At 64.3% G+C, this 23,475-nt stretch carries 19 protein-coding genes; 9 read left to right on the plus strand and 10 right to left on the minus strand.

The window, feature by feature from the left end; translation table 11 throughout:
* Window positions 1–35 precede the first annotated feature (35 nt).
* From J2R76_RS26340 to J2R76_RS26360, 5 genes are all read right to left on the minus strand, one after another.
* Window positions 36–833 carry a hypothetical protein gene (locus J2R76_RS26340; RefSeq protein ID WP_076824654.1) on the minus strand — a complete coding sequence of 266 codons (798 nt, stop codon included), beginning with the start codon at window positions 831–833 and terminating at the stop codon, window positions 36–38.
* Between the two features lie 150 nt (window positions 834–983).
* Window positions 984–1,493 carry an OsmC family protein gene (locus tag J2R76_RS26345; protein WP_076824652.1) on the minus strand — a complete coding sequence of 170 codons (510 nt, stop codon included), beginning with the start codon at window positions 1,491–1,493 and terminating at the stop codon, window positions 984–986.
* Between the two features lie 157 nt (window positions 1,494–1,650).
* Window positions 1,651–2,436, minus strand: a complete 786-nt coding sequence (locus J2R76_RS26350) for an ABC transporter ATP-binding protein (protein WP_141343250.1) — start codon at window positions 2,434–2,436, stop codon at window positions 1,651–1,653.
* Window positions 2,436–3,269, minus strand: a complete 834-nt coding sequence (locus tag J2R76_RS26355) for an ABC transporter permease (protein ID WP_076824755.1) — start codon at window positions 3,267–3,269, stop codon at window positions 2,436–2,438. Before J2R76_RS26355 ends, J2R76_RS26350 begins: the two co-directional genes overlap by 1 nt.
* Window positions 3,270–3,504: 235 nt before the next feature.
* Complete coding sequence (locus J2R76_RS26360) at window positions 3,505–4,479, minus strand: aliphatic sulfonate ABC transporter substrate-binding protein (RefSeq protein WP_076824647.1); 975 nt, start codon at window positions 4,477–4,479, stop codon at window positions 3,505–3,507.
* Between the two features lie 199 nt (window positions 4,480–4,678).
* On the opposite strand from J2R76_RS26360, the gene J2R76_RS26365 reads away from it, so the two are divergent.
* A complete protein-coding gene (locus tag J2R76_RS26365; protein WP_076824645.1) occupies window positions 4,679–7,471 on the plus strand; it encodes a [protein-PII] uridylyltransferase in 2,793 nt (930 codons plus the stop codon).
* 525 nt (window positions 7,472–7,996) lie between these two features.
* Here J2R76_RS26365 and J2R76_RS26370 read toward each other — a convergent pair.
* The 3 genes from J2R76_RS26370 to J2R76_RS26380 form a co-directional block, all read right to left on the minus strand.
* Window positions 7,997–9,943, minus strand: coding sequence for a glycosyltransferase (locus tag J2R76_RS26370; RefSeq protein WP_076824643.1), 1,947 nt, complete (start codon window positions 9,941–9,943; stop codon window positions 7,997–7,999).
* On the minus strand, window positions 9,940–11,295 hold the full coding sequence (locus J2R76_RS26375; protein WP_253625174.1) for an HlyD family efflux transporter periplasmic adaptor subunit: 1,356 nt from the start codon (window positions 11,293–11,295) through the stop codon (window positions 9,940–9,942). The genes J2R76_RS26370 and J2R76_RS26375 overlap by 4 nt, the downstream gene beginning before the upstream one ends.
* 387 nt (window positions 11,296–11,682) lie before the next feature.
* Window positions 11,683–11,949 (minus strand): hypothetical protein, encoded by a 267-nt coding sequence (locus J2R76_RS26380; RefSeq protein ID WP_057015418.1) that lies wholly within the window; start codon window positions 11,947–11,949, stop codon window positions 11,683–11,685.
* A gap of 368 nt (window positions 11,950–12,317) precedes the next feature.
* Between J2R76_RS26380 and J2R76_RS26385 the strand changes: the two genes are divergently transcribed.
* The 4 genes from J2R76_RS26385 (at window position 12,318) to J2R76_RS26400 (ending at window position 15,560) form a co-directional block, all read left to right on the plus strand.
* On the plus strand, window positions 12,318–14,069 hold the full coding sequence (locus tag J2R76_RS26385) for a PAS domain S-box protein (RefSeq protein ID WP_244558657.1): 1,752 nt from the start codon (window positions 12,318–12,320) through the stop codon (window positions 14,067–14,069).
* Window positions 14,063–14,737, plus strand: a complete 675-nt coding sequence (locus J2R76_RS26390) for a response regulator transcription factor (RefSeq protein WP_076824640.1) — start codon at window positions 14,063–14,065, stop codon at window positions 14,735–14,737. The genes J2R76_RS26385 and J2R76_RS26390 overlap by 7 nt, the downstream gene beginning before the upstream one ends.
* 102 nt (window positions 14,738–14,839) lie before the next feature.
* Window positions 14,840–15,214 carry a response regulator transcription factor gene (locus tag J2R76_RS26395; RefSeq protein WP_076824638.1) on the plus strand — a complete coding sequence of 125 codons (375 nt, stop codon included), beginning with the start codon at window positions 14,840–14,842 and terminating at the stop codon, window positions 15,212–15,214.
* A 37-nt stretch (window positions 15,215–15,251) separates the two neighbouring features.
* A complete protein-coding gene (locus tag J2R76_RS26400) occupies window positions 15,252–15,560 on the plus strand; it encodes a hypothetical protein (RefSeq protein WP_253625175.1) in 309 nt (102 codons plus the stop codon).
* Between the two features lie 423 nt (window positions 15,561–15,983).
* Here the strand turns inward: J2R76_RS26400 and J2R76_RS26405 are convergent, their stop codons facing one another.
* Window positions 15,984–16,508, minus strand: a complete 525-nt coding sequence (locus J2R76_RS26405) for a methylated-DNA--[protein]-cysteine S-methyltransferase (RefSeq protein WP_141340233.1) — start codon at window positions 16,506–16,508, stop codon at window positions 15,984–15,986.
* Between the two features lie 190 nt (window positions 16,509–16,698).
* On the opposite strand from J2R76_RS26405, the gene J2R76_RS26410 reads away from it, so the two are divergent.
* The 3 genes from J2R76_RS26410 (at window position 16,699) to J2R76_RS26420 (ending at window position 20,094) form a co-directional block, all read left to right on the plus strand.
* Complete coding sequence (locus J2R76_RS26410; protein ID WP_083714868.1) at window positions 16,699–17,061, plus strand: DUF1304 domain-containing protein; 363 nt, start codon at window positions 16,699–16,701, stop codon at window positions 17,059–17,061.
* Window positions 17,062–17,264: 203 nt separating this feature from the next.
* Window positions 17,265–18,485: an ABC transporter substrate-binding protein gene (locus tag J2R76_RS26415; protein ID WP_076824752.1), complete on the plus strand. Its 1,221-nt coding sequence runs from the start codon at window positions 17,265–17,267 to the stop codon at window positions 18,483–18,485.
* Between the two features lie 382 nt (window positions 18,486–18,867).
* On the plus strand, window positions 18,868–20,094 hold the full coding sequence (locus J2R76_RS26420; protein WP_018269220.1) for an ABC transporter substrate-binding protein: 1,227 nt from the start codon (window positions 18,868–18,870) through the stop codon (window positions 20,092–20,094).
* A gap of 210 nt (window positions 20,095–20,304) precedes the next feature.
* Here the strand turns inward: J2R76_RS26420 and J2R76_RS26425 are convergent, their stop codons facing one another.
* The gene (locus J2R76_RS26425; RefSeq protein ID WP_016845520.1) at window positions 20,305–20,730 is read right to left on the minus strand and encodes a DUF1330 domain-containing protein; all 426 of its coding nucleotides are present in this window, start codon (window positions 20,728–20,730) and stop codon (window positions 20,305–20,307) included.
* Window positions 20,731–20,977: 247 nt separating this feature from the next.
* Here J2R76_RS26425 and J2R76_RS26430 point away from each other — a divergent pair, with 247 nt between their 5' ends.
* Window positions 20,978–23,233, plus strand: coding sequence for a transglycosylase domain-containing protein (locus J2R76_RS26430; RefSeq protein WP_076824750.1), 2,256 nt, complete (start codon window positions 20,978–20,980; stop codon window positions 23,231–23,233).
* The last annotated feature ends 242 nt before the right edge of the window (window positions 23,234–23,475 follow it).

A 23,475-nucleotide genomic window follows, 5' to 3' on the forward strand; every position in this document is an offset into this window, starting at 1 on the left:
GGTTCGATGCTTCGCATCGCCCCGGAATGACGGCGTCAACGTTTTACTTTCCTCCGCCCGATCTGCCACAGCACCAGATTCCAGACGATGCAGGTGGCGAGCGCGCAGCATAGGCCGATTGGCGAGCCGAGTTGCAGCACCGCGACGTGCAGCACCGCAACCCCGAGGCCAAAGCCCATCAAGCCCCAGGCGCTGTTGGCGAGCACGGCGGCGGTTGCGGGGCCGCCGATGCGCGGATGCAGAATCAGCATCATCGAGGAGAATACGATCGGAAACAGCGCCATCACGCCGGTGACGCGCGGGCCGACCCAGCCTGACGCCGTGACCACGGTGCCGACCAGGCTTGCGACCAGCGCGGCGCGCAGCGGAATGTCGTACCAGCGCCGCGCGATCAGCGGCATTTTCGCGACATGCCGATAGGGCCTCAGCAGCGGGATGCAGATCGCAAAGGTGATGGCGTTGACGATCAGCCCGGCGACGAGCGACCACTCGAACTGGCGGATGATGGTGGCGAGCACCAGCCACACCGCGATCGCGCTGCCCGCGCTGATCCACATGCTGAAGCGCTGCGCCAGCACGGCGTAGGTCAGGCCCATATAGATCGTGGCGGCGTTGACCGGCAGGCTCGCCAGCGCCCCCTCGGCGATGAAGGCGGCGTCATGGTCGAGCGCGAGGAAGGTGTAGGACGGCCCGGCCGAGATCGGCAGGGTTGCGATCAGCGCGCCGATCACCGGTCCCGAACGCTCCGTGATGATGGACGCGCTGACCACGAATGCGGCCGCAACCGCCATGCGCAGCACGAGGATCAGGACGAAGTGGAGTTCGGGGGACATTTGTTCCGTCGTCCCGGCGAAGGCCGGGATCCATAACCACGACTGTTCGTGTGGAACGAAAGCCGTCGGACAGCGCGGCTTGAACCGATGGGACACGGCGTATGGGCCCCGGCTCCCGTGCGCAATTGCGCACTAGGCCGGGGCGACGCGCTAAACCCGCTGCATCGTGACCGAAACCTTCGGGCCGTTCTTGATGGTCTGATAGACCACGCAATAGCGCTCGGTGAGTTTCAGCAAGAGATCGAGCTTGTCCTGCGGCGCGTCGGTGCCGATCTCGAAGCGGAGGCGGATCTCGCGGAAGCCGACCGGGGTCTCCTTGTCGACGCCGAGCGTGCCGCGGAAATCGAGATCGCCCTCGGCGAAGACATTGCCGGGCTTCAGCGGCACGTCGATCGCGGTGGCGACCGATTTCAGCGTGACGCCGGCGCAGGCGACCAGCGCTTCCAGCAGCATGTCGCCGGAGCAAAGCTCGAGCCCGGAGCCGCCGGTAGCGGGGTGGAGGCCGGCGATCGCGAGCGCACGGCCAGTCTCGACCTTGCAGGCGATGCTCTCATTGTCGATCGATCCCTTGGCCTTCAGCGTGATCACGGCGGCCTGGGGGTCGGTCTTGTAGCGCTCCTTGATCGGAGCCTGCATTGCGCGGAGTTCGGCGGAGTCCATGGGTCTGCTCCCGGCTATTCTTCTTAAAGCGCGATGAGACTCAGGCTGAAATCGTCATCGCGCTTTAGATTCTTGTTTTAGCATGATCTTTTCGGAAAACCGCTTCACACTTTTCCGGATCATGCTCTAGCCGATGTAAGGCCTTAAGGAGCGGATGTCACCACCACATCGCCTCGCCGGCGCTGGATTTGTCGGTGACGTCCCGCACCGAACGGTCGAGCGAGCGGTCGAGCGCGGTCAGCACGCGGCGCTTGAAGGTGTCGAACAGCTCCGATTTGCGGTCGCGCGGCCGCGCCAGGTTGATGGTAATCTCCTCGAACAGCCGGCCCGGCCGCGGCCGCATCACCAGCACGCGGTCGGCGAGCACCACGGCCTCGTCCACGTCGTGGGTGACCAGGATCAGGGTCGGCCGCGTGTCGGCCCACAGATCGAGCAGATGATCCTGCAGATCGCGCCGCGTGAAGGCATCGAGCGCCGAGAACGGCTCGTCGAGCAGCAGCACTTCGGGCTGCGGCACCAGCGCGCGGGCTATCGCGACCCGCTGCGCCTGGCCGCCGGACAATTCGCGCGGCCAGGCCGCGGCCTTGTCGGCAAGGCCGACGCGGGCGAGCGCCGCCACGACGCGCGCGCGCCTCGCCTCGGCCGGAAGGCCGGCGAGGCCGAAGCCGATATTGTCGGCGACGCTGAGCCAGGGCAGCAGCCGTGGCTCCTGGAAGATGATCCCGATCTTGGCGTGCGGCGATGATATCACCGCATTGTCGAGCGTCACGCTGCCTGAAGAGGCGCGATCGAGGCCGGCGATGGCGCGCAGCAGCGTCGACTTGCCGCAACCCGAGCCGCCGATGATCGCGATGATCTCGCCGGGCGCAATCTCGGCCGAGAACCGCTCCAGCGCGTGGACACCGTTCGGATAGGTCTTGCCGACGTCCTTGAGAGCCAGCATCACTGCCCTCCCCGCGCGCCGAACGCGTCCTGCCAGCGCAGCAGCGGTGCGGCGGCGACCTCGATCAGCCAGTCGGTGAGCTTGCCGAGAATCGCGAAGATCACGATCGCGGCGAGGATCTGCGCCGGCTTGCCGAGCTGCTGGCCGTCGAGCAGCAGATAGCCGAGGCCTTCGGACGCGCCGATCAATTCGGCCGCGACCACGAACATCCACCCCAAACCGAGCCCGACCCGCAGCGCCACCACATAGGCCGGCAGCACGGCGGGCAACAGGATGCGGCGGATCATGGCGGGTCCGGACAGGCGGAACACGCGCCCGACCTCGACGATCTTGCGATCGACCGACAGGATTGCGCCCATCACGCCGAGATAGATCGGAAAGAACACGCCGACCGCGATCAGCGCGACCTTCGAGGTCTCGAAAATGCCGAGCCAGAGCACGAACAGCGGCACCCAGGCGAGCGAGGGGATCGCGCGCAGCGCCTGCACCGTCGGATCGAGCAGCCGCTTGGCGAAATCCCAATAGCCGGAGATCGCGCCCATGATGGTCCCGGCGACGACACCGAGCGCAAAGCCCGCGCCCACGCGCCACAGCGTCGCGAGGATATGGCGCGACAGCTCTCCGCTCTTGGCGAGCTCGACGATGGTCTCGAACACCTTTGACGGAGGCGGCACCAGGCGGCCGTTGGAATAGCCGAGAGAGACGACGAGTTCCCAGCCCAGCGCCAGCGCAATCGGCAGCACGAGCCCGAGCACCGGGCGCGCATAGCGTGACCACCGCCCAGGTGCACCGGGCGGGGCCGTCTGTTCCAGCGCGGGCAGGTCAACGGTCATGGCCATAGCAACAACTATTCTTCCAGCGGGATTGCAAGGCGGAGCGCGCCTAACTCCATCCACGTCGTCCCGGCGAAGGCCGGGACCCATAACCACAGGGCGTGGTAATCAAGCGAGCTGGGGCCACAGCCTTGTCCAACAATAGAGCCCTGTGGTTATGGGTCCCGGGTCGCGCTTCGCTTGCCCGGGACGACGAAGGTTAGTTTGACGACGGAGGTTAGTTTAACGACAGCGGTTAGTTGGTGGGCAGCGGGACCTGATCGTCGACCAAGGAATCCAGCGCGGCCTTGACGTCGGTCTTGGCGTCGATCACGCCCGCCTGCTGCAAGGCGAGGCCGGCGGCGAGGATCGATTCGCGCTGGGCACTGCCGATCCGGCTGTGGGTCAGCTCGGTGCGCTCCTTGAGCTGCTTGTCGACCACGGCGTCCGGCAGCTTGGTGACGGCGATGAAGGTCTTCTTCAGCTCGTCATAGTTGGCCAGCGAATATTTCCGCGCTTCCTCGTACGTCGCGAGCACGCGGCGGACGATATCCGGATGCGCCTTCAGGAACTCCTCGCGCACATTGAGGATGCCCCAGGTGTTGGCTTCCGCCTTGCGGTAGAACAGCTTTGCACCGTCCTCGACCTCCGCCTGCGCCATCATCGGATCGAGACCGGCCCAGGCGTCGACGTCGCCGCGGATCAACGCGGTCTTGCCGTCGGCGTGCTGCAACAGCACCGGCGTGATGTCCTTTTCGGTGAGACCGGCGCCGAGCAGCGCACGAACCAGGAAGATGTGCGGATCGGTGCCACGCGTCACCGCGACGCGCTTGCCCTTGAGGTCGGCGACGGACGCGATCCTGGAGTCCTTGGTCGTGACCAGTGCGGTCCATTCGGGACGCGAATAGACATAGATCGACTTGATCGGGTTGCCGTTGATCTTCGCGACCAGCGCCGCCGAACCCGCGGTCGAGCCGAGATCGATCGAACCGGCGTTGAGGAATTCGAGCGCCTTGTTGGAGCCGGCCGACTGCACCCAGACGATGCTGATGCCGTCCTTGGCGAATTCCTTTTCCAGGAGGCCCTTCTGCTTCAGGACCATCGACACCGGATTGTAGGTCGCCCAGTCGATCCGGATCTCCTTCAGCGCGTCGGCGGCGCGCCCCGCGCCGGGCAGCAAGGTCGAGACCGCGAGCAGCGCAGCGAACGTGCGCCGGGAAAATTTTTGCATTCGTCGACCCCCTCGATCAGTTTTATGAAACAATCTTTTATTTCAATGAGTTAGCCTTGCGGTCAACGAGAAAATCTCTACCCTTTACGGGATGGCGCGAGAACGATCTTGCTCGAAGCGCCGCCATGAGAGCATGGAGCTGCTGTCGTTATACTTTGGTCAGTGACAGCAACGGCTCCGTCCGATATCGGATGAACCTATGGACAGCGTCGTAGCCGAGGCCCGCCCTGAAGCGGATGATCGTTTCGAGACCGAGCGGATCACCGCGGCGGTGAATGCGCTTGCCGAACGGCATGCCGGCCGCGAGGACCAGTTCCGCGCCGCGATGGCGCAGCTGCTCAAGGCCGAGCTGATCGCGGCGCGCGCCACGGCGCAGGCGCTGCTGCTCAAGGACCGTCACGGCCGGCGCTGCGCCGAACGGCTCTGCTTCGTGCAGGACGAGATCATCCGCATCCTCTACGCGGCGGCGACCCGCCACCTCTATCACTCGCCGATCCCCTCGGGCGCCGAACGCATGGCCGTGGTGGCGACCGGCGGCTATGGCCGCGGGCTGATGGCGCCGGAGTCCGACATCGATCTGTTGTTCATCCTGCCCTACAAGCAGACCGCCTGGGGCGAACAGGTCGCTGAAGCGATTCTCTATTGCCTCTGGGACATGGGGCTGAAGGTCGGCCACGCCACCCGCTCGGTCGATGAATCGATCCGTCAGGCCCGCGGCGACATGACGATCCGCACCGCGATCCTCGAGACGCGCTTCCTGACCGGCGACCAGCCGCTTTATGACGAGCTGGTCGAGCGCTTCGACAAGGAGGTGGTGCAGGGCACCGCGTCGGAATTCGTCACCGCAAAGCTGGCCGAGCGCGAGGAGCGGCATCGCCGCGCCGGCCAGTCGCGCTATCTGGTCGAGCCCAACGTCAAGGACGGCAAGGGCGGCCTGCGCGACCTGCACACGCTGTTCTGGATCGCCAAATACGTCTACCGCGTGCGCGAGACCGACGAGCTGCTGGAACGCGGCGTGTTCGACTCGCAGGAATACCGCACCTTCCGCCGCTGCGCCGACTTCCTGTGGTCGGTGCGCTGCAATCTGCACTTCTTCGCCGGACGCGCCGAGGAACGGCTGTCATTCGACATGCAGCGCGAAATCGCGGTCCGCCTCGGCTACACCTCGCATCCCGGCATGCAGGACGTCGAGCGCTTCATGAAGCATTACTTCCTGATCGCGAAAGACGTCGGCGACCTCACCGCGATCCTGTGCGCCAAGCTCGAGGAAGAGCACAACAAGCCGGCGCCGGTGCTGAGCCGGATGGTGGCGCGGCTGCGGCCCGGCACCAAGCGGCGGCGGGTTAACGGCAGCGACGACTTCATCGTCGACAACAACCGCATCAATCTCGCCGCGCCGGACGTCTTCAAGCACGATCCGGTCAACCTGATCCGGATCTTCCGCCTTGCGCAGCAGAACAACCTCGCCTTCCATCCCGATGCGATGCGCACGGTGACGCGCTCGCTGAAGCTGATCAACACCCAGCTGCGCGAGAACGATGAAGCCAACCGCCTGTTCATGGAGATCCTGACCTCCGACAATGCGGAGATCGTGCTGCGGCGGATGAACGAGACCGGCGTGCTCGGCCACTTCATCCGCGCCTTCGGCAAGATCGTGTCGATGATGCAGTTCAACATGTACCACCACTACACGGTGGACGAGCATCTGCTCCGCTGCATCGGCTACCTGCAGGACATCGAACGCGGCGGCAACGAGGAGTTCACGGTCGCCAGCGACCTGTTCCGCAAGATCCGCCCCGAGCACCGCCCGGTGATCTATATCGCGACGCTGCTGCACGACATCGCCAAGGGCCGGCCGGAAGACCATTCGATCGCCGGCGCCAAGGTGGCGCGGCGGCTGTGTCCGCGGCTCGGCTTCTCGGCGGCCGACACCGAACTGGTGGCGTGGCTGATCGAGGAGCATTTGACGATGTCGACGGTGGCGCAATCGCGCGACCTGTCGGACCGCAAGACCATCGAGAATTTCGCCGCCGTGGTGCAGTCGGTCGAGCAGATGAAGCTGCTCACGATCCTGACCACCGCCGACATCCGCGGCGTCGGACCGGGCGTGTGGAACGGCTGGAAGGCGCAGCTGTTGCGCACGCTGTATTACGAGACCGAACCGGTGCTGACCGGCGGCTTCTCCGAGGTCAACCGCGCCCAGCGCATCGCGGTGGCACAAGCCGAATTCCGCCGTGCTTTCACCGAATGGCCGGAGGCGGAGCTCAACGCCTATATCGGCCGGCATTATCCGGCCTACTGGCTCAAGGTCGAGCTGGCACGCAAGATCCGCCAGGCCCGCTTCATCCGCGCCAGCGAGCAGGCCGGCCACAAGCTTGCGATCAATGTCGGCTTCGATGAGGTCCGCGCCGTCACCGAGCTGACGATCCTGGCAACCGACCATCCCTGGCTGCTGTCGATCATCGCAGGTGCCTGCGCGTCGGCCGGCGCCAACATCGTCGACGCCCAGATCTACACCACGACCGACGGCCGCGCGCTCGACACCATCTCGATCTCGCGCGAATACGACCGCGACGAGGACGAGGGCCGCCGCGCCACCAGAATTGGCGAGATGATCGAGCACGTGCTGGAAGGCAAGCTGCGGCTGCCCGAGGCGGTCGCCAAGCGCACCGTCCGCAGCAAGGCGCGGCCGTTCATCGTCGAGCCCGAGGTGACTATCAACAACCAGTGGTCCGACCGCTACACCGTGATCGAGGTCTCCGGCCTCGACCGGCCCGGCCTGCTCTACCAGCTCACCACCGCGATCTCGAAGCTCAACCTCAACATCGCCTCGGCGCATGTCGCGACCTTCGGCGAACGCGCCCGCGACGTGTTCTACGTCACCGACCTGCTCGGCGCCCAGATCACGGCACCGACCCGGCAGGCCGCGATCAAGAGCGCGCTGCTGCATCTGCTGGCGAGCGAGGACCAGGCGGCGAAGCCGGCGGCGTGAAACGCCGCACCAGAGCCTGATGAAGTCAGGCTGGATCGGTCTCGCGCCACGCTGGCTGCACCTCTCCCGCTTGCGGGTAGGGCAATCGCATATCGGCTCGATAGCTCCACAAACTCGTCATGCCCGGCCTTGTGCCAGGCATCCGCGTCTTGGTTTCGCGAAAAGGCGTGGGTGGCCGGGACAAGCCCGGCCATGACGGCGCGGGAACAGCGGTGCTGGAGCCATTGCGATTGCCCTGCCTTTGCTGGGGAGGCGCGTTGCCAAAATATCGAAAACAACCCCATGCAAAGTAGCCGGCAGTGGCTGGCGTTCGACCAGGCTACTTGACGCGTCGGGCAACTCAGGGATACTCTTCCAATAATCCGAAATTGCGCAGATGCACACTCACCCCTGGGTGCAAATGTCATTTGCGTCCTTCTTTAACGCTTCCACGTCGTCACGGCCGATGGCCTGCGATAGCCCCGCCCTTTCGGGGAGCGGGCGCACCGCCTTCGCGGCCGCCATTCGACCTAATCTCACCGTGCCTTAGCCGAACAGCCGCATCAGCAGGGCCTTGCCGACCGGCGCGGCGCGCACGCCTTGGAAAGCGCGGACATATTCGCCGGCATAGAATGCGCGCACGACATTGACCCGGGTCGCGACCGCGTCCTCGAAGCGGACGCCGAAGCCGTCGCGGGTGCGCCGGACCACAGTCGCGGCGACGTTCTGTCCGTAGACATTGCATTTGATCAAGGAACCGATGGCGGGCGGGACGGGATCGATGAAGCGCGCACCGGAGATCGAGATATCGGCCATCCGGATCAGCCGCATCTCGCTGTCCTGATGGATCAGGATCGGCTCGTCGCGCTCGAACCGCTCGGCCTTGCGGCGCCGCGGCTGCTCGATGCAGATGAAGCACACGATCGCGAGCACGACGCAATTGTACAGGCTCCAGGCCAGCGCCAGCCCGCCATAGGCGATGTTTTCGCCGCGCAGATGCAGGATGAAGGCGTAGGCGATCGCAAACAGCGTGATCAGCAGGGCGGCACCGTAGAGCCGCAGCAGCGGCCACTCGATGAAGCGGCGGTTGCGGTCGCCGCCCTTGGCCGTCACCTTGAATTTGTGGCCCTGCGGCCTGGCGAGGCCGGTCACGACCGCCTTCAGCACCGCGGGCGCCGCGATGTATTGCGACACGTCGGTCATGATCGCGAGCGAGCGGCCGCGCGAAATCCAGGCCATCGTGAAGGCGTGCCAGACATAGAACGGCAGGAAATATTTTAGCAGCTCGAACAGGTCGGCATGGACCGCCTTGATCCCGAACAGCAGATAAAGCCACGGCACGACCAGGCCGAACACCTTGGTGCCGTAGACCGCCGCCCAGCTCATGAAGGCGTCGACCAGCGACAGCCGGTCCATGAAGGCGAGCTTCGATTGCCGCGAGAACGGCCCGCTGCGGCCGCGGAAGATCTGCATGAAGCCGAGACACCAGCGTCCGCGCTGCGTGATGTATTCCTTCAGTCCCTCCGGCGCGAGTCCGATGGTCAGGCGCTCGTTCAGATAGACCGTGCGCAGTCCCTTCTCCTTCAGCCGCAGTGTGACGAGGTAATCCTCCGTCACCGAATCGGTCGGGAAGCCGCCGATCTGCATCAGGCCGGAGAAGCGGATCAGCGACGAGGTGCCGCAGCAGAATGCCGTGTCCCAGGCATCCTTGGCCGGCATCAGGATATCGAAGAAGAAGCGCTGCTCGTCGGGCCACACATCGGTCGCCGCAAGATTGGTCTGGATCGGATCCGGGTTGATGAAATGCTGCGGCGTCTGCACGACGCCGACGCTGCCGTCCTGCATCAGGCTCATCGCCCGGGTCAGGAAGTCCGGCATCGGGACGAAATCCGCGTCGAGGATCGAGATGAACTCCGGCCGCTCGGCCAGCCCGGAAACGTGCTGGAGCGCATGATTGATGTTGCCGGCCTTGGCGTGGCGGTTGTCCGGACGGGCCAGATAGTTGCAGCCGAGCTCCTGGGCGAGCCGGCGCAGCCAGAGCCGCCGCCCATCGTCGAGCACCCAGACGCGGTAATTGGGATAGTTGAGCCCGGTCGCGCCGATGATGGTGCGCTCCAGGATCGCTTTCTCCTCGTTGTAGGTGCAGATGAAGACGTCGACGAGCGGCGCGTTTGCGGGCAGCTTCGATCGGCGCAGGATCGAATTGACCTCGGGTGAGCGGTCGATCGTGCGGCTGAGGAACAGCAGCGACAGGCATACCGCGATCATCGAGGCCGCCTCGGCCAGCATGAAGGGATAGCCGACCAGCGCGTCGGCGGTGAGGCCCGGAGGCGGCAAGGTGTGGGTCACCCGCCACGCGAAATAGTGGACCAGCAGGACGAACGACATGCCGGTCATCATGACGCGGGCCAGGGTCTGCTCGCGGCGGAGCAGGGGTAGGATGGCAAGGCAGGCGCCGAAGGCGACCAGCCCGGGCGCAAATGCCGCCATCATGACTTTGCCACGTCCGCGTTGAACACCACGCGCCCGGTGCGGCCGACCGCGCAATCCTTGCCCGTGGTATCGAGCGCCGGCATCGAGACCGTGACCCGATAGGGTTCCTTGTTCAGCGCATCCGGATTGATCGCAAGGTTCGCGGGCGCGCCCGACGCGCCGGTGAGATTGACGATCTCGCCCTGCAGCGCGGCGCTGCCGTCATTCGGCTCGAAGCTCGCCTGCTCGCCGAGTTTCAGTCCGTTGTAGGCGCTCTCGGTGACGTTCGCCGTGACCACCGCGCCGCTGCAATCGAGCAGCTTGAGCAAGGGCTGCCCGGCCCTGACGTCCTCGCCGGGCGACGTCATCATCTCCCAGATGCGCCCGCCGACCGGCGCCTTGATGTCGGCTTCCGCCCGGTTGACGTAGTGCAGCTGCTCGGCTGCGATCTCGTGGGTCAGCCAGTCGATCTCGGCGTCGGCATGCGCCAGATCGGCGCGCAGATCGCTAACGCGCTGGCGCATCTCCTCTTCGCGCTGCACGGAGCTCGGCCGGTCATTGTAGCTGTCGCCGAGATAAGTGCCATTCCTTGCCGCGGTGAGCTCGACCTTGGCGGCGTCGAGACGCCGTCGAGCGCCGATTTCGGTCTGCTGCGAGATCGCCTGCTCGCGCGTCAGGCGGGCCATTTCGACCGTCGACACGCTGCCCGACTTGATCAGCGACGACGCCCGCTCGACGGCGGCCACGGCCTCCTCCCGCCGTGCGGCGGCGGCCTCGATCGCGGTCTGGATTTCGGCGATCCGGGCCTCGAGCTGAAGGATGCGGCCGTCACGGAACTGGCCGGCCTGGCGGGCAAGATCCTGTTGCGCCGTCTCGGCGGCCGCAAGCTTGGCGGCCAGACTCGGGCGCTCATTTTCCAACCGCGACATCTGTCGCCGGAGATCATCGAGCCGGGCGCGATCGCCGCGTGCGTTAACGACGTGAAGGATCGCATCGCCCTCGTGAACCACGCTGAGCTGCGTGGATTTCTGCGGCTTCGCGCTCACGGTGCCGTCGATCGGTGAGCGCAAGGTCACGATCCTGGCGTTGACCACGGCCTCCACGCTCGAGGTCTGCAACACAGCCCTGAGCGGCAGCCATCCGAAGACGGTGACGATGGCAAGGCCAATGCCGACCTTGAGCAGGCGGCGAACCATCCGGCCTGAGCCTGCGGGCGCTTCGGGATGGGGAGCGCTATCGCTGGCCGGCGCGTCATGCTCCGGCTGCAGCCGTTCCTGCAGATCGCGCTGCAATCCCCGTGCGCCGTCGGCCTCATTCCTGGTGACGGAATTATTGTCTTCGGGAGGCGGCTTGTGCTGCTGTGCCTGATTCATAATGACCGGCCCCTGATCTGTCAGTGCGCGAACCAACGCACAGCTCTGCAGAGCGATGCCGTTGCCGGACAGATCCAATAATCAGGTGCTTCAAAAGCGGCTAAAGCGAACCGGGCATCTTTCGAAAAAATTGCTGCAATTTGCCGCCGTCGGGAGCCTGGCGCGGGAGCCGCGCCGTCGACCTGCTCCGCCCATCATTGCGGTGCGCCATTGCGCAGCCGAGGGCGTCTGCAGAACTGAGCCCGGAATCCATCAGGGCCGGGGCTAGGCGGGGAATGGATTCCGGGCTCTCACGGAGGCTGTGATCGGACCCGTCTTGCGCGACCCAGGCGTGAGCAGCCAGCGCTTCGGTCCCGGCAGCCTGCCGGACTTGGAATTCAGGGCCGGCTACCGCCCTGAGTCTGGCGCGTCGAATTGCGGCTGCAGCGCCGCCAGGCTCGCTCCCAGCAAGGCCAGGTAGCTGGCCTGACAGACCACCACGCCCAGATCGAATGCGTCCAGCAGATCGATCCACGGGTTGTCGGTCAGCGTGCTTGCTGTTTGCCTGCCACCAACGATAACGGAAGGCTGGAAGCTGCGATCGCGTCTCTGAGGCCTTGCCTCGTGGTCGACGTCGTCGGAGCAAACGATCAGATGCAGGCGCGCGCTGGGCATTTCAATCTCCGTCACTGATTGGCGATTGCTGAACCCCGGAAATCTCTGCCGTCGTCGAGTTGCCCAATAAGCGTAGTCACCGGGATGGAACGGGCCATTGAACGGAGGTTGATCCGACCGTTACATTCGGTGGGGACGACTCATACTTGAGTTTAGGTCGCAACCTGGACCTGAGCGCGCTCAACGGCTTCGCTTTCTGCGCGATCCCACGGGCGTGGACCGCCAAAAAGGCCGGCGTCATCCCGCCCGGGCGGCAAGAAAGCTGCTAATATACAGTCTATTGGGAGGGCGACGTTGTCGCCGCTGATGGTAGCAGTCACCTAGCGACGCAGCGCGGCCCATGATGATGGCCAAGTGCTGGGCTGCCGATGATCCGCGACCCGACCACGAAGTCCTGGTCGGCCGAGCAATGGCTGCTCGGCGGCATGGTGCTGGCCTTGGCGACAACCTGCATCGGGCTGTTGCTAGGTCCGCAGCCGGCAGCTTCCGCCCATCTGGTTGCCCTGGCGCTGCTCGTCGCGTCGCTGACCGCCGCATTGCTGATGATCCGCCTGGTGGGCCGTTCGCAAAGGCGGATGGAAGCCATGTTGCGCGGCCGAGCCAGCAGCGAGGAGCGCGCGATGGAGGCGCTGCGCAACAGCGAAGCGCAATGGAAGGAGGTATTCGAGCACAACCCGGTCATGTACTTCATGGTCGACGCAACGGGGCTCGTGCTGTCGGTCAACACGTTCGGCGCGGCGCAGCTCGGCTACACCGTCGACGAACTGCTTGGACAATCGGTGCTGCGGGTCTTTGCCGCCGAAGACCGGGACATGGTCCAGCGCAACGTCGCGACATGCCTCGACAACATCGGCCAGACCCACAATTGGGAAATCCGGAAGGTCCGCAAGGACGGTTCACGGATTTGGGTTCGTGAAAACGCCAAGGCGGTGCGGCGGCTGGGCGATCAGCTGATCGTGCTGATCGCATGCGAGGACATCACCGAGCGCAAGCACGCCGAAAATGCGCTGCAGCAGAGTGAAATGTACCTGACCGAAGCCCAGCGATTGAGCCACACCGGCAGCTTCGGCTGGCACGTCGCCAGCGGCGAGATCATCTGGTCGGAAGAGACGTTCAGGATCTTCGAATTCGACAGGGCTCCTTCCATCACACATGCCACGGTCCTGCAGCGCGTCCATCCGGATGATCGCGCCCGCGTGCAACGGACCATCGACCGCGCCTCGCTCGACGGCAAGGACTTCGAACACGGCTACCGATTGCTGATGCCCAATGGGGCGATCAAATTTGTTCACGCCAGGGCGCATGCGGTGACGAATCTTTCGGGCGACACCGAATTCATCGGAGCGGTCACCGACGTGACCGCCCGCAAGCGAGCCGAGGCGGAGTTGCACGAAGCGCAGACCAACCTCGCACACGTCACGCGCGTGACGGCGCTCGGCGAGCTCGCCGCATCGATCGCCCATGAAGTGAACCAGCCGCTTGCCGCCGTGGTCACCAATGCCGCGGCATGCCTGCGGTGGCTCAACCGGGCGGCCCCCGATCTGAACGAAGCTCGCGGCGCGGTCAGGTCGATCATCAGCGACGGCAACCGGGCGGGCGAGGTCATCCAGCGCGTCCGCGCGATGGTGAACAAGACGACCGATCAGAAGGCGCCACTCGACGTCAATGAAGTCATCAACCAGGTGATCGGGCTGGTGCAGCATGAACTGCAGCGTCACCTGGTATCCTTGCAGCTCGACCTCGCTCCCGCGCTCCCGTCTGTCGTCGCCGACCGTATCCAGCTGCAGCAGGTCATCCTCAACCTGGTCCTCAATGGTATCGAGGCCATGCAGCCGGTCACGGACCGGCCGCGGGAACTCGTAATCCGGACGCGCCATGACGAGGCCGGGCAGATCGTGGTCACGGTCACCGACTGCGGCGTCGGAATCGCGACCGAGAATGCCGAACGGCTGTTCGACGCGTTCTACACCACCAAGGCCAGCGGCATGGGAATGGGGCTGTCGATCTGCCGATCGATCGTCGAAGCCCACCGAGGCCGCCTGTCCGTGACCGGAAATAGCGGCCCCGGCGCGACATTCCAGTTCACCTTGCCACTGCACGAAGAGGATCATGCATGGTGACCGGGCGCGCGGCATCGCCTTCTGGTCTGGCAAACGCCGAGGATCCCATCGTCTTCGTCGTCGACGACGACGCATCCGTGCGGGACGCGCTGAGCAATCTGTTCCGGTCCGTCGGCTTGCGGACCGCAGCATTCGGCTCGGCCCATGAATTTCTGCAGCGCAAGCCTCCGGATGTCCCGAGCTGCCTGATCCTCGACATCCGGCTGCCCCGGCTCAGCGGCCTCGACTTTCAGGGGGAGCTGGCGAAGGCGGGCATCGATATTCCGATCATCTTCATGACCGGCCACGGCGATATCCCGATGACGGTCAGGGCCATGAAGGCCGGCGCTGTGGACTTCCTGACCAAGCCATTCCGCGATCAGGACATGCTGGATGCCGTCACGACGGCGATCGAGCGCGACAGGAGTCGTCGCGATGAGGCCAAGGTTCTTGCCAACCTGCGCGCCGCCTTCGCGACCCTGACGCCGCGTGAACGCCAGGTGATGACGCTCGTCACGGCGGGGTTGATGAACAAGCAGGTCGCCGCCGAAATCGGTGTGGCCGAGATCACAGTGAAGATACACCGCGGGCACATCATGCGGAAAATGGCGGCAAAGTCGTTACCCGATCTGGTCAGGATGGCACAGATGCTCCAGATCGGACCGGCAGCCGGCGGGGCGCAAACCTAAGTATGATTCTCCGGCCCCGATTGGCGACGCACTGTGGTCCCCACATGATGCACACGCCAGAGGCCCTTCCGGCCCGGGATAACCTCCTTGCCCAACCCGCCAGTGATATCAATCATCGACGATGACATGTCGGTTCGCACCGCGACCGACAATCTCGTCAGGTCGCTAGGCTACGCGGTCGAGACCTACGCGTCGGCCGAGGAATTTTTGCACTCGCCCCGCCTGAATGACACATCCTGTGTGATCGCGGATGTCAGGATGCCGGCCATGAGCGGGCTCGACCTGCAGAGCCACCTCATTGCCAGCGGACACCGCTTTCCGTTCATTTTCGTCACGGCGTTCTCGGTCGAAAGCGATCGCGTCCGGGCGCTGAAGGCTGGAGCGATCTGCTTTCTGAGCAAGCCCTGCGACGGGGACGTCCTGATCAAATGCCTCGATACCGCCCTCAGGCAGCACAGCGCGGCGCCGGGTGCGTGAGTTGGATCAGCCATCACCAGGCCGGCTATACGCAAGGATGATGCCACAAAACATCTGGACAAGTTGCGCATGGACGGCGGCGGCGCGAGATTTCGCATCGTCGTCCTTCGGGAAGATCGACGGCGAGGACAGCACCAGACATTTTGATTGGCAAATGGCAATTCCTCGGAGGGAGGTCGCCATGCGTGCGGAACCGCGCTGCGCCCAGTGTGACAGCGAAGAGCCCAAGATCATCTGTTTGCGAAATCCGGCGGGCGAACGCTACTGCGGACGCCTCTGCCTCTACAAAGGCCAGGAGGACTTCATCCGCTGGCTTTGGCGCGCGAATGCGGAGGCAGCGTCATGACAGCTCGTTGCGGAAATCCGGCCTGCAAGCGGCCTTTCGGGCTGATCCGGCATAATTGGTATTTTGAGCAGTTTTGCTCGACGAAGTGTCGCGAGATCCACAAGCGGCAGCTGGAGCGCAACAAGGCCTATTGGAAGTGGCTGTATCCCTTCCCCAGAACCGGCGCCCCATCGAAAAAGCCGATCTGACGACGTTGGCCAACAACGCGCAAGGAGTCTCACATGACGACGGTCGATGCGATGCTGGTAGGAGCGATACTCGCGTGGGTGCCTTCGCTCGTCGTGTTCCTCTATGTCGTGCGCGATCTGCGTAACATGCCCAGCGAAGATCTCGATTGATCGCCACACCGGCGGCCGAAGCGGATTGCTGGATCGTTGTCTTGACGCGCCTCTTCACGCGAACCGGTTCCCACTCGAAAACGCTCTAGACCTCCACGCCCTCGTGGCGTAGCAGCCAGCGCTTGCGCTCCAGCCCGCCGCCATATTTGACCAGTGAGCCGTTGGCGCCGATCAGGCGATGACATGGCACGACGACGCTGATCGGGTTGGAGCCGTTGGCATGGCCGACCGCGCGCATCGCATTCGGCGCGTTCAGTTTCGCCGCCAGCGCGCCGTAGCTCATGGTGGTGCCGTGCGGAATGTTCGGCAGCGCGTGCCAGACCTTCTGCTGGAACGGCGTGCCGGCGACGCGCCATTCGACATCGGTGAGACGATCGAGATCGCCCTTGAAGTAATCGCCGAGCGCCTTGCGCATCGCAACCGGCGCGTGGCCGTCCCGCAGCGTCACGGCGCCATAATGCAGCCGCAGCAGGTCGAGCATGCGCCCTTCATAATCGTCCCAGTCGAGCGCGCGCAGCACGCCGTCGTCATCGGTCACCAGCAGCGCGGTGCCGATCGGGGTCTTGAGGCGGTCGAGGTTGAAGGTCTGTGGAGTCCTGCGGTCGGCCATTGTCATATCTCGGGCAAGCAGATCGGCCAGCATACAATTCACCGCCCGCATGCTAGCGTCCACCCGAATTCTGGGTAGAGCGTTTTTCGAGCGAAGCGGAGACCGGTTCGCGTGAAGAAAACGCGCCAAAACAAGAATCTTGAGCTTCGATTCTGATTCAATCAGAACCGAAGCTTTGGGGGGCCGCAATATGTTGTTGCTTGGCAATGTTCTGGTCGCGGTGGTGGCCATGCTGCACGTCTATTTCCTTGTGCTCGAGATGTTTCTCTGGACCAAGCCGCTCGGGCTGAAGACGTTTCGCAACTCGATCGAGAAGGCAAACGATTCCGCGGTGCTCGCCGCCAATCAGGGGCTCTATAACGGCTTCCTCGCCGCCGGACTGATCTGGGGCCTCGTACATGGCAATCCGGCCTTCGCGTTCCAGATCAAGACATTCTTCCTGCTCTGCGTGATCGTCGCCGGTGCCTATGGCGCCGCCACCGTCAGCCGCCGCATTCTTTATGTGCAGGCGGCTCCCGCTGCGTTGGCGCTGATCCAGCTCTGGCTGGCCTAAAGCGCGGGCGCGCTTTTGTTTTCTTGAGCATGATCCGCTCGGAAACCGCTTCACAGTTTTCCGGACCATGCTCAAACGCGACATCGCGCGCAGGGTGCATCGTCTTGCAATGGCCCAGCCGTTCCTCCATCATCCCGTGCAACGGTGACATCCGCCGGCCTGAGCTTGCGGACAAGATCACCGGCAACAGGGAGGTCACGGACATGAGAAGCGTGCAATTGCTCGCTGCGACGGCGCTTGCGATCGCGTTGTCGGTTACATCGGCCACCGCGCAGAAGAAATACGACATCGGCGCGACCGACACCGAGATCAAGATCGGCCAGACTGTGCCGTTCTCCGGCCCCGCATCCGCCTATGCCGGCATCGGCAAGACCCAGGCGGCCTACATGAAGATGATCAACGATCAGGGCGGCATCAACGGCCGCAAGCTGAACCTGATCCAGTATGACGACGCTTATTCGCCGCCGAAAGCGGTCGAGCAGGTGCGCAAGCTTGTCGAGGGCGACGAGGTGCTGTTCACGTTCCAGATCATCGGCACGCCGTCAAATGCCGCCGTGCAGAAATATCTGAATGCCAGGAAGGTGCCGCAGCTGCTCGCCTCCACCGGCGCCTCGCGCTTCTCCGACCCGCAGAACGCGCCGTGGACGATCGCGTTCAACCCGAACTACCAGTCCGAGGGACGCATCTACGCCAAATACATCCTGGCCAATCACCCCAACGCCAAGATCGGCATCTTCTACCAGAACGACGATCTCGGCCGCGACTACATCACCGGCCTGAAGAGCGGGCTCGGCGACAAGGCCGCCAGCATGATCGTCACCGAGGTGTCCTACGAGCTGACCGACCCGACGGTCGATTCCCAGATCGTGAAGCTGAAGGCCGCCGGGGTCGATTTGGTCTATGACGCCTCGACACCAAAATTCGCCGCGCAGGCGATCCGCAAGATCGCCGACCTCAACTGGAACCCGGTGCACATCCTCGACATCAATGCGAGCCCGGTGTCGGCGACGCTGAAGCCGGCCGGTCTCGACATCTCCAAGGGCATCATCTCGACCAATTACGGCAAGGACCCCGCCGACCCGCAATGGAAGGACGATCCCGGCGTGAAGGCCTATTTCGCCTTCATGGACAAGTATTATCCGGAAGGCGACAAGCTCAACACCGTCAACACCTACGGCTACTCGACGGCCGAGCTCCTGATCCAGGTGCTCAAGCAGTGCGGCGACGACCTCACCCGCGAGAACCTGATGAAGCAGGTGACCAGCCTGAAGAAGTTCGTGCCGAGCCTCGCGCTGCCGGGCATGTCGATCACGACGGGGCCGAACGACTACCGCATCAACAAGCAGATGCAGATGATGAAGTTCAACGGCGAGCGCTGGGAGCTGTTCGGCCCGATCATCGAGGACACCGGACCGGCGGGCTAGCCGCGGTCGGGACGAGACTTCACTCACTCTCCCCGTTCTTACGGGGAGAGGGTCGGGGTGAGGGGCTGCTTCCGCGCACCGCTGCATTAGCTGCCCCCGCGGAGACTCCCCCTCACCCGCATCGCATCTTCGATGCGATGCGACCTCTCCCCGCAGGCGGGGGCGAGGTAAAGCCGGGCCCCAACCTTCGCGCCGCTCCACCCACCTTTTCGCAACGCCCCCTACTTTGGTTGACTGAAATCGCTCACCTTTTCGGCAGTGCTCGTCTTGCGTTGCAATAACGGTTCCTCCAGTATCCCGGCCCAGCGATGGCGACCGCGGGACCTTGAACCCGCGGACAAGATCATCGGCCAACCATCAGTCACGTGAGGGAAACAGCACTATGAGGAACGGGATTTTCCACTTGGTCACGGGAACGGCGCTCGCGATCGCGCTGTCAGCAACGTCGGCCTTTGCGCAGAAGAAGTACGATCCGGGCGCGAGCGACACCGAGATCAAGATCGGCCAGACCGTCCCCTTCTCCGGACCGGCCTCCGCCTATGCCTCGATCGGCAAGACCCAGGCGGCCTACTTCAAGATGATCAACGATCAGGGCGGCATCAACGGCCGCAAGATCAACCTGATCCAGTATGACGACGCGTATTCGCCGCCCAAGGCCGTCGAGCAGGTGCGCAAGCTCGTCGAGAGCGACGAGGTGCTCTTGACCTTCCAGATCGTCGGCACGCCGTCGAACGCCGCCGTGCAGAAGTATCTCAACGCCAAGAAGGTGCCGCAGCTGTTTGCCGCCACCGGCGCTTCGAAGTTCACCGACCCGAAGAACTTCCCCTGGACGCTCGGCTTCAACCCGAACTACTTCGTCGAAGGGCGCATCTACGGCCAGTACATCCTGAAGGAGCATCCCAACGCCAAGATCGGCGTGCTCTATCAGAACGACGACCTCGGCAAGGATTATCTGAACGGCATCAAGGCCGGCCTCGGCGACAAGGCCGCCAAGATGATCGTGGCCGAAGCCTCCTACGAGGTCTCCGACCCGACCATCGATTCCCAGGTGATCAAGATCAAGGACGCCGGCGCCGACCTGTTCTTCTCGGCCTCGACGCCGAAGCAGGCGGCGCAGGCGATCAAGAAGATCGCCGAGCTCGGCTGGCACCCGATCCACATCGTCGACATCAACGCGACATCGGTCGGCGCCGTGCTGCAGCCGGCCGGCCTGGAAGCCTCCAAGGGTCTGATCAGCACCAATTACGGCAAGGATCCGGCCGATCCGCAGTGGAAGGACGATCCGGGCATGAAGCGCTATTTCGACTTCATGGCCAAGTACTATCCCGACGGCGACAAGAACTCGAACTTCAACACCTATGGCTACTCGACCGCCCAGTTGATGGTGCATGTGCTGAAGCAGTGCGGCGACGACCTGACCCGCGACAACGTGCTGAAGCAGGCGACCAACCTGAAGAATGTCGAGCTCGACATGGCGCTGCCCGGCATCAAGGGCAACACCGCGCCGAACGACTATCGCGTCAACAAGCAGCTGCAGATGATGCGCTTCAACGGCGAGCGCTGGGAGCTGTTCGGCCCGATCCTCGAGGACGCCGGCCCGGCCGGCTAGTCGGTCGCGCAGGTTTGAAATGCAATCGGCGGCCTCCAAGCCGCCGATTTGTTTGCGGGGATGTCCTATCACCGTCACCCTGGGGAGCGCGAGGCGCGTCTCGAAGGGTCGACGGCCACCAGCGGGGCCGTGCATGCTTCGAGGCTCGTTCCGCTCGCACCTCAGCATGACGGGGATGGAGATCGCCGCGACCCATCGATTTTTACGCGCCTACTTCGGAATCTCGCCGAAATTCTTCCCCACCGGCAGCACGGCATGGCGGATCAGGCGGGAATCGTCCACCGCGGCCTGGCGGTGCTTCACCGCCTCGCGATAGACCGGATCGCGGATCATCTCGACGAAGGCGGCGACGCTTGGATATTCCGCGATGAAGCAGTGATCCCAGCGCTCCTCCTGCGGTCCGATCAGCATCAGCTCGAAGCGGCCTTGCCAGACGATGCGGCCGCCGAGCCGTTCGAACACCGGCCCGCTCTCGCGGCCATACGCCGCATAAGCCTCCGCGCCGGTGGCCTTGCGGCCGTCGGGATAGGCGGCCCATTCGCGCAGGCGCACCAGGTTGAGCATGTGGATCGGGCCCGGCCGGTTGTTGTCCCGGAACTGCGCGAAAACGTCCTTGGTCGGATCGATATGGCCCATGCGGTGCTCCTTCGTTTCTTGTTCCCTAGCGCGATCGCTCTATCGCGCTCTTCCATCCTGTTTGAGCATGATCTCCGCGCAAACGCTCCGCGTTTGTCGCGAGGGAAAACCGGTGCCCACTTTTCCTGATCATGCTCCTTATGTAGCACGCGCTGCCTCACCTCCTAATGCCCCGTTAAGCTTTGCGTAACCGCCCCTTAAACCGGGAACGCTAGCGTGCGTCCCTGTCAGGGTGTGAGCGTTGCGGATGGCGTGGGGACGGAAAAAAGGCGGTGCGCGCAAGGAGCCGCTGTTCGGGCTTCCGGCCGCGCTTGCCGACCTTCGGCTGTCGCCGTCCGATCGCATTCCCGGAGGCGGCGACGACAAGCCCGCCAAATCCAAACCCAAGAGCACCGACAAGAGCAGCGATTCCGGTAGCGAGAAACCGCGCCCGTCGCGCAGCGGCAGCAAGCGGCGCAGCAAGTCGCGGGGCTTTGGCATCGGCCGCCTGTTCTATTGGACCGCGGTGCTCGGCCTGTGGGCCGGCATTGCGGTGATCGGTGTCGTGGTGTGGGTCGGCGCGCATCTGCCGCCGATCCAGTCGCTGGAGATTCCCAAGCGTCCGCCGACGATCCAGATCGTCGGCATCGACGGCAGCGTGCTGGCGCAGCGCGGCGAAATGGCCGGCGCCAATATCGCGTTGAAGGATCTGCCGCCCTATCTGCCGAAGGCCTTCATCGCGATCGAGGACCGCCGCTTCTATTCGCATTACGGCGTCGACCCGGTTGGCATCCTGCGCGCGGCGGTGACCAACCTCCTGCACCGCGGCGTCTCGCAGGGCGGCTCGACGCTGACCCAGCAGCTCGCCAAGAACCTGTTCCTGACCCAGGAGCGCACCATGCAGCGCAAGCTGCAGGAGGCCGAGCTCGCGCTCTGGCTGGAGCGCAAGCATTCCAAGAACGAGATCCTCGAGCTCTATCTCAACCGGGTCTATTTCGGTTCCGGCGCCTATGGCGTCGAGGCCGCCGCGCAGCGCTATTTCGGCAAGTCGGCGAAGAACGTGACGCTGCCGGAAGCCGCGATGCTGGCCGGCCTCGTCAAGTCGCCGTCGCGGCTGGCACCAAATCGCAACCCTGAAGGCGCCGAGCAGCGCGCGCAGGTCGTGCTGGCGGCGATGGCCGATGCCAAGTTCATCACCGAGGCGCAGGCCAAGGCCTCGATCGGTCAGCCCTCGATTGCGGTGAAGCCGGCCGGCGCCGGCACCGTGAACTATGTCGCCGACTGGATCGGCGAAGTGCTCGACGATTTGGTCGGCCAGATCGACCAGGACATCGTGGTGCAGACCACGATCGATCCGAAGCTGCAGAATGTCGCCGAAGCCGCCATCATCGATGAGCTCGCCGCCAAAAGCGTGAAGTTCAATGTCAGCCAGGGCGCGCTGGTGGCGATGACACCGGACGGCGCGGTGCGCGCCATGGTCGGCGGCCGGAACTACTCGGAGAGCCAGTACAATCGCGCGGTCACCGCGAAGCGCCAGCCGGGCTCGGCGTTCAAGCCGTTCGTCTATCTCACCGCGGTCGAAGCAGGGCTGACGCCGGATACCATCCGCACCGACGCGCCGCTCGACATCAAGGGCTGGAAGCCGGAGAACTACACCCACGAATATTTCGGCTCGGTGACATTGACCCAGGCCCTGGCGATGTCGCTGAACACGGTCGCGGTGCGGCTCGGCGTCGAGGTCGGCGCCAAGAATGTGGTGCGCACCGCGCACCGGCTCGGCATCTCCTCCAAGCTGGAGTCCAACGTCTCGATCGCGCTCGGCACCTCGGAAGTCTCCGTGATCGAGCTGGTCGGCGCCTATGCGCCGTTCGCCAATGGCGGCTACGCCATCTCGCCGCATGTGGTGACCAAGATCAAGACCAGTTCGGGCAAGCTGCTCTATGACCGTCCGACCGATCCGCCCAACCAGGTGATCGAGCCGCGCTATGATTCGATGATGAACAGCATGATGCGCGAGACGCTGATCTCGGGCACCGCGCGCAAGGCGGAGATCCCGGGCTGGACAGCCGCCGGCAAGACCGGCACCAGCCAGGATTATCGCGACGCCTGGTTCATCGGCTACACCGCCAAGCTCGTCACCGGCGTCTGGCTCGGCAATGACGACAATTCACCGACCAAGAAGGCGACCGGCGGCGGCTTGCCGGTCGAAGTGTGGACCCGCTTCATGAAGGCGGCGCATCAGGGCGTGCCGGTCGCGGCGATCCCGAACTCGCAAGGCAGCTGGGGGCCGGCGAACCTGATGCAGATCTCGTCACAGGTCACCGCGCCGTCAGCGCCGGCGGGACCGATGCAGATTCAGCCACCGATGCAGGCATCGCAACCGCCCGCGCCGGTACCATCCGGCGGTTACTATCGCCCGCCACCGCCGACGCCGGCCCGCGCCTCGGCGCCACCCAACCCGAACGCGCGGCCCGAGGCTGCGGCTGGACTGGACGGCTGGCTGGCGGATCGGTTGTTTCGGTAGAAGTCGGTAGGCGGACGGATCGCGTTGCTCCGTAGCCCTGATGAAGCGAAGCGTAATCCGGGACCAGTCACGCCATCGATGAAAGCTGCCCCGGATTACGCTTACGCTCCATCTGGGCTACGCACTCAAGCCGTCATCCCCCGCGAAGGCGGGGGATTCAGTACGCCTCAGCCCCTGGATTGAAGACAAACGCCTCTGGAATACTGCATCGCCCGCTTTCGCGGGCGATGACAGCAACGTTC

Origin of the sequence: Bradyrhizobium sp. USDA 4532 (genome assembly GCF_024171315.1) — a bacterium.
GTDB classification, from domain to species: domain Bacteria; phylum Pseudomonadota; class Alphaproteobacteria; order Rhizobiales; family Xanthobacteraceae; genus Bradyrhizobium; species Bradyrhizobium australafricanum.